Source organism: Nitrospirota bacterium, assembly GCA_035516965.1.
Classification (GTDB): domain Bacteria; phylum Nitrospirota; class UBA9217; order UBA9217; family UBA9217; genus MHEA01.
This window is the reverse complement of record DATIZR010000007.1, coordinates 1-6,520: the sequence shown is the minus strand read 5'-3', so window position 1 is coordinate 6,520 and position 6,520 is coordinate 1. Positions and strand designations below refer to the sequence as shown.

The 6,520-nt window shown below is 59.4% G+C and carries 7 protein-coding genes; all 7 read left to right on the top strand.

Annotated features, from left to right (window positions below; translation table 11 throughout):
* A partial coding sequence (locus tag VL197_00675) for an ATP-dependent 6-phosphofructokinase (GenBank protein HUJ16488.1) occupies positions 1–963 on the top strand: 963 nt, incomplete at its 5' end.
* Entirely contained in the window at positions 960–2,099 is a 1,140-nt protein-coding gene (locus VL197_00670; protein ID HUJ16487.1) for a metallophosphoesterase, read from the top strand. The genes VL197_00675 and VL197_00670, both read left to right, overlap by 4 nt.
* A gap of 195 nt (positions 2,100–2,294) precedes the next feature.
* Entirely contained in the window at positions 2,295–3,221 is a 927-nt protein-coding gene (locus VL197_00665; protein ID HUJ16486.1) for an ArsA family ATPase, read from the top strand.
* A 58-nt stretch (positions 3,222–3,279) separates the two neighbouring features.
* Positions 3,280–3,462, top strand: coding sequence for a hypothetical protein (locus VL197_00660; GenBank protein HUJ16485.1), 183 nt, complete (start codon positions 3,280–3,282; stop codon positions 3,460–3,462).
* A gap of 15 nt (positions 3,463–3,477) precedes the next feature.
* Positions 3,478–4,488 carry a 4Fe-4S binding protein gene (locus VL197_00655; protein ID HUJ16484.1) on the top strand — a complete coding sequence of 337 codons (1,011 nt, stop codon included), beginning with the start codon at positions 3,478–3,480 and terminating at the stop codon, positions 4,486–4,488.
* Positions 4,489–5,084: 596 nt separating this feature from the next.
* Positions 5,085–5,873, top strand: coding sequence for a methyltransferase domain-containing protein (locus VL197_00650; protein HUJ16483.1), 789 nt, complete (start codon positions 5,085–5,087; stop codon positions 5,871–5,873).
* Positions 5,874–6,015: 142 nt separating this feature from the next.
* The coding region (locus VL197_00645) for a hypothetical protein (GenBank protein ID HUJ16482.1) at positions 6,016–6,520 on the top strand (505 nt) is incomplete at its 3' end.

The following is a 6,520-nucleotide window of genomic DNA, read 5'->3' as shown; positions in this document are numbered from 1 at the left end:
GGGTTCGAGGGACTGCTTACGCCGACCAAATCCCGGCAGCTCACCTCGTGGAACACGCGGGGGATCCTGTTCGTCGGGGGAACCATCCTCGGGACCACGAACCGCGGCAACCCGTTCGCGCACAAGACGGTCGTGGGGGGGAAGGAGATCGTTGAGGACAGGTCCCCCGAGGCGCTGAACAACATCCGGGAGCTGGGACTGGATGCCCTGGTGGTCATCGGCGGAGACGGCTCGCTCAAGATCGGGCACGGGATCCACAAGCTCGGCGTCCCGGTCATCGGCGTTCCCAAGACGATCGACAACGACCTGATGGCGACGCACGTGACCTTCGGGTTTCAGACCGCCGTGGATACGGCGACCGAGGCGCTCGACAAGCTCCATACCACGGCGGAAAGCCACCAGCGGGTGATCGTGCTCGAAGTGATGGGACGGTACGCGGGATGGATCGCGCTGGAGGCGGGCATGGCGGGCAGCGCCGATGTGATCCTGATCCCCGAGATCCCCTTCAGCATGGACAAGGTCGTGGGGCGACTGCTCGAGCGGAAAAGAGGCGGGAGCAAATCGAGCATCGTGGTCGTGGCCGAGGGCGCGAAGCCGGCGGGCGGCGAGATGTCCGTTCGCGAGATGGCTGCGGACGGCTATGTTCTCCGGCTCGGGGGTATGGGCGAGAAGGTGGCCGACGAGATCGCCAAGCGGGCTGGCATCGAGACGCGGGTCACCGTGCTGGGCCATCTCCAGCGGGGAGGAAGCCCCTGCCCCTTCGACCGGCTTCTCGCCACGCGCTACGGCGCGGCGGCGGTGGAGTTGATCGCGCAGAAGAAATACGGGGAAATGGTCTCCTACCAGCCTCCCCGCATCACGTCGGTTCCGCTTGAGAACGCCATCAGCAATCTGAAGCTGGTCGATCCGGATGGAGAGATGGTGCGGGCGTCCGAGGGCATGGGGGTCAGTTTCGGCAGATGAGCCTTCTTATTCTCACCTTCTTCGCGGTCTACGGCGGCATGCACGTGTATGCGTTTTTCCGTGCGCGGCACGCACTGGCCCTCGGTGCCTGGCCCGCAGCGGGGGTGGCAGGCTTCATGCTGCTCATGGTCCTCGCGCCGTTCCTCATCCGCGTGCTCGAGCGGAACGATTATGATCTGCCGGCGCGGTCCCTCTCCTCGGCAGCCTATCTCTGGATGGCTGGCATCTTCCTGTTCTTCTGCGCCTCCCTGGTCCTGGAGGCGATCAACCTCGTTCTGCGCGGGGCAGGGTGGGCAGCGGGCGCCCCGGGTCCGGCAGTCATCATCCCGGCAAGGATCTTCTTCTTCGCTGCCGCGGGGCTGGCCTTCGGGATCACGCTCTACGGGTATGTCTCCGCGCAAACCATCAGGACCGAGCGGCTGAGGATTGAGACCGCCAAGCTCCCGGCGGGGATCGACCGGCTGAAGATCGTCCAGATATCGGACGTGCATCTCGGTCTGATCATCCGTGAGGAGCGCCTGAAGAAGATCCTCACAATCGTCGAAGCGGAAAAGCCGGACGTCTTTGTATCCACCGGCGATCTCGTGGACGCCCAGATCAACAGCATGCAGGGCCTAGCCGCACTCCTGCGCAACGTGCAGGCACCGCACGGAAAGTTCGCCGTCACCGGCAACCACGAATATTACGCGGGAATCAACGAGGCCCTGAAATTCACGCGGGACTCGGGGTTCAGGCTGCTGCGCCGCGAAGCGGTGCAGGACAACGCGATCACGATCGCCGGCGTCGACGATCCGGCCGGCGCGGAGTTCAAGATCGACAAACCTGAGCCGGAAGCTGCCCTCTTGGCGGGGTTGCCGAAGGACAAGTTCATCCTCCTGCTCAAACACCGTCCGCTCGTGGACGCCCGGGCATCGGCCCTGTTCGACCTTCAGCTGTCCGGCCACACGCATAAGGGCCAGATCTATCCCTTCACCTATATCGTTGAGATCGCCTATCCGCTGATCGCCGGCAAGTTCGACCTCCCCGGCGGCTCAATCCTCCGGGTGAGCCGCGGCACGGGTACGTGGGGCCCTCCGGTCCGAGTTCTTTCCCCGCCCGAGGTTACCGTGGTGGAACTGGTCCGTCGCGCGCGTTGATCGCCCGGTCTTTGCGAGGCAAGAGCCTGTCGCTTGACGGTTCCCGCCGCCCCGATCGAGACGGCCAACCCTGAAAAGCCGGAAGACCACCATGCGAACAATACTTGCGAAGAAAATGGACCCGGACACGCGGGCGTCTTCTGGTTGAGAGTATCTCGTGTGAACACATCACGCACAGGAGGGACGGAGCGAACCATGACCAACAAGCCGGTCACGATGTTCGGCGGCAAGGGAGGGGTGGGCAAGACCACCTGCTCGGCCGCTGTCGCTGCGCACTGCGCAGCAAGGGGCGCCAGGACCCTGATCATCACCTCGGACATGACTCCCTCCCTGTCGGACATCTTCGATGTGCCGGTCGGCGACGAGGTCAGACAGATCGACAGGGACCTCTTTGGCTTTGAGATCAGCCAGGAGTCCATCGTGGGCCGCTGGAAGGAGAAGTTCAGCAGGGATTTCTCCGATATCCTGTGCCAGCTCGTCGATCTGGAGGCCCTGGACGGGGAATCGCGCCACCAGCTCCTGGACTATATCGGATCGGCGCCGTCTCTGCGCGAAGAGACGATGCTCGACCTGATCGTGGACATGATCGAGAGCAACCGCTTTGGCCGCATCATCTGGGACACGGCGCCCGCGGGCGAGACCCTGAACCTCCTGAACATGCCGCAGTTCATCAGGCGGCATCTGACAGCAGGCGCAAAGGTCTTCGAGGGCCTGGACAAGATCGGGAAGCAACTGGTTGGCAGGCGGTCGATCTCCGCCACCATGGATGAGTGGATACGGCTGTCGGAGCGCATTGCCCGGTTCGTCCATGACCGGACGGAGTTCGTCGTGGTCGCGAACCCGGAGGCGCTCGTCACGAGGCATGTCGAGCGGCTGATGAGGACCCTGCGCGAGTATCGGGTGGATATCAGAGGCATGGTCATCAACGGCGTGATCGAAGCTACCGACTCCGGCACGCTCCGGTCCATGCAGGCGGTCCAGGCCGCGCACGTGGCTGAGCTCAAATCCCTGGCCGGCGGTCTGCCAATGGCAATCCTGGCCCTGTCGCAGAATGAGATCAGGGGCCTCACGGCGCTCCGGGCCGTGGGCGCGTCCCTGTGCGGACAGCTGGGTCTTGAGTGATTGCAGCGCTTGACGGTAGAACCGAAGCAATCGCATTCCAAGGCCGATCGACAAAATCATGCAGAAAGCGATCCGGAGTATTGACAATCGCGTTTCGTACGGCTATATTTCCCCTTCGGTGCCCGGGGCGGTCATCAAGGTGCTCGTACAGGACGGGGTGTTTTCCAGGCCCCTGCTCCTGTCCACCACTGCCGCCGCGTCTTTCATGTATGATATTTATCATACCGGAAAGAAGCCGTAGGGAGTATTCTTCAGTATGTTCCGAGAACCTACCTATATCAGACCGGTCCGGTATGCGGTTCAATTTGCCTTTTTCCTGTTGACCCTGTACATCGGCTACCAGTTCTTCCTGTTCGTCCAGCATTTCGAAACGCCGGGCAGGCCCATTGTCGAACGTCCGGCGTCGGTCGACGCCTTCCTGCCCATCGGCGGGCTGATGGCGTTCAAGTATTTCATCCTGACCGGCATCATCGAACCCATGCACCCCGCGGGGTTCTTCCTCTTCGTTGCGGTTCTCGGCGTCTCCCTTGTCATGAAAAAGGGGTTCTGCGGCTGGATCTGCCCCATCGGCTCGCTTTCGCAGTATGCCTGGATGGCGGGGGAGCGGATCTTTGGAAAGAACTTCCGCATCACGGGCTATACCGACATCTCGCTCCGCTCGCTCAAATACGTCCTGCTCGGGCTGTTCGTGGTCCTGATCGGCATCGCCATGCCGGCCAACATGATGGTCCTGTTCTTCATCGCCGACTACTACAAGGTCGTGGACGTGCGGATGATGAAGTTCTTCACCGAGATGACGACCGTCACCCTGTGGGTCCTGGTCGCCCTCGCCGGGCTTTCGCTGTTGTACAAGAACTTCTGGTGCCGCTACCTCTGCCCCTACGGCGCGCTGGCCGGGCTGCTCAGCCGGCTGAGCCCCGTCACCGTCAGACGGAGCGAGGAAAAATGCGCCCACTGCCACGCCTGCACGAAGCACTGCCCCGCCCAGATCGATGTGGAGAGCAAGACCGTCGTGAGGTCCGCGGAGTGTTTCGGCTGCCTCACCTGCGTGAGCCGGTGCAAGGCGGAAGGGGCGCTCGACCTCACATTCAGCGTGGGCAAGAAGGTGCGCGTGGTGAAGGCCTGGCTCTTCCCGGTCATCCTGATCGCGCTGTTCTATCTCGTGGTCGGGATCGGGATGCTGACCGGCAACTGGCAATCCAAGGTCCCCTACGAAGACTACCAGCGGCTGATCCCGGAAGTGCAGAAAGAATACGCGAACCGGTAATCGACGCCCTTCCAAAGACGCGGCTGTCCGGGCGGATTAAAAAAGAGCACCGGAATTCCGCAGCAAGTCCTCCCGTCACCGATTTTCCCCCTGAACAGCATCGACTTTATGGTATAGTTTAGCATTATGACGACTGTCCTCCGCCCTGCGGCATCCTCGTCAGGCGAAGTGCCGTCAATTTCCTCGTCCGGTCATGAGTGCTGTGCGCTGCTTTCGACGGTGACAGAAAGGGCCTATGAAAAGAAAATTACCCCGGTCAATGAACAACCGGAGATCAGGCGGGGATCGAAGGAAATTCGATGATCTGAAGTACGGGGGTACTGACCGGCGAAGCGGAGAGGACAGGAGATATTACAGAGACCGCAGGTCTTCCTGAGGTCTTCACTGGCCGCGGATGTTTCCCCTCCCAACCGGCTCCCCTGACCTATGTCTCTTCTCCCCGAAAGCTCTTTTCCGCTTTATCACAGGGAATATTTCCATTATACTTTTTCTCAACCACCCCATGGCGTCCACTTGAATGCTCACAGGAATGAAACTCGGCCCCCTATCTGGGTTCATCCGGCGCCTGTTGCTCCAGGGGTCAAAAGGAGATGGCAGTGCCTGACTGGGACCCGGTACAATACCTGCAATTCAAACAGGAGAGAACACAGCCTTCCCTCGATCTGGTCGCGCGGATCCCCCTGGAAAATCCGGAATCCATTATCGACATTGGATGCGGCCCGGGCAACAGCACGAGAATCTTACGCGAACGATGGCCCCACGCCGAGATCATTGGCATCGACAAATCGGAAAAGATGATTGAGCGGGCCCGGGCGGACTTTCCGGACCAGACGTGGATCATCGGGGACGCAGCTAGCCTGGAGACGGACCGGAGCTTTGATCTTGTTTTTTCCAACGCGGTGATCCATTGGATTCCCGATCACGAGAGCCTGCTCCGTCGACTGTTCAAGCTGGTAAACAAGCGTGGCATATTGGCAATTCAGGCGCCGGCGAATCAAGAATCGCCCTTATACAAAATAATCATAAAAATTGCCCGGAGTGCCCGATGGTGCCCTTCCACGTCCGGGCGCGAGCAGCTGATAACCTATCACAACGCCGAATATTATTATAACCTGCTCGTTTCCCGCACAAGAGAGATCGCCCTCTGGGAAACAACGTATCATCATATTCTGAATTCTCATCAGGAACTGATCGAGTGGTACAGAAGCACGGCCATGAAGCCCTATCTCGACAGCCTGCGGAATGACGGCGAGCGGGCGCACTTCGAGAAGGAAGTCCTGGACGAATGCAAGGCATATTACCCCCTGCAGTCGGACGGCAGAATTCTCTATCCTTTTAAGAGGCTATTCTTTACAGCTCGGAACTCCGGAAACGGCAAGAAGTAGTGTCGGCATTGTCAAAAAAACAGGGTGAAAAATGGAACCACAGCTTAACCGCTGAGAACACCGAGAACAAATCTTTCAATAAAGTCTGTGTACTCGATGGTTACTACACGCGGTAAGAATCCAGAGGTGCCTATCAACAGGTATGGCTGGCAGGAATCCCGAAATCAAGCGGCGGTATTTCCCCGCCGTTACTGCCGCACCAGAGGCGAAAATATCGATGAAGCAACAGAATATTGTTAGGCGAATCAGCCGGCTGATCCTTATTGTCCTCGCCGCAATCTGGATGCTGTTTGAAGATTGGGTCTGGGACAGTATTCTGGCCCTGATGGAAAGGGTCAGCCGGCTGAAAACGGTGCATCGGCTCGAGGTGTTCATCGCGAGACAGAATCAGTATCTATTGCTGGTCTTCTTCTGTGTCCCTTTTCTCATCATGATCCCCGCGAAAGTGTACGGCCTTTACCTTATCGCGAACGGCAAGTTTCTGAGAGGGATCACGATCTTCATCGTCGCCAAGGGGCTCATAACCGCCCTGATCACCAGGCTGTTTGTCATCAGTAAGGATACCTTGCTGAGCATGCCTGCCTTTGCCGCGAGCTACTATTGGTTCAAGGACAAGAAGGATTGGCTCTATGCGGAACTCAACAGAA

Coding starts and splice junctions, on each gene's coding strand:
- VL197_00670 (HUJ16487.1), top strand. CDS start 960: ATGAGCCTTCTTATTCTCACCTTCTTCGCGGTCTACGGCGGCATGCAC.
- VL197_00665 (HUJ16486.1), top strand. CDS start 2,295: ATGACCAACAAGCCGGTCACGATGTTCGGCGGCAAGGGAGGGGTGGGC.
- VL197_00660 (HUJ16485.1), top strand. CDS start 3,280: ATGCAGAAAGCGATCCGGAGTATTGACAATCGCGTTTCGTACGGCTAT.
- VL197_00655 (HUJ16484.1), top strand. CDS start 3,478: ATGTTCCGAGAACCTACCTATATCAGACCGGTCCGGTATGCGGTTCAA.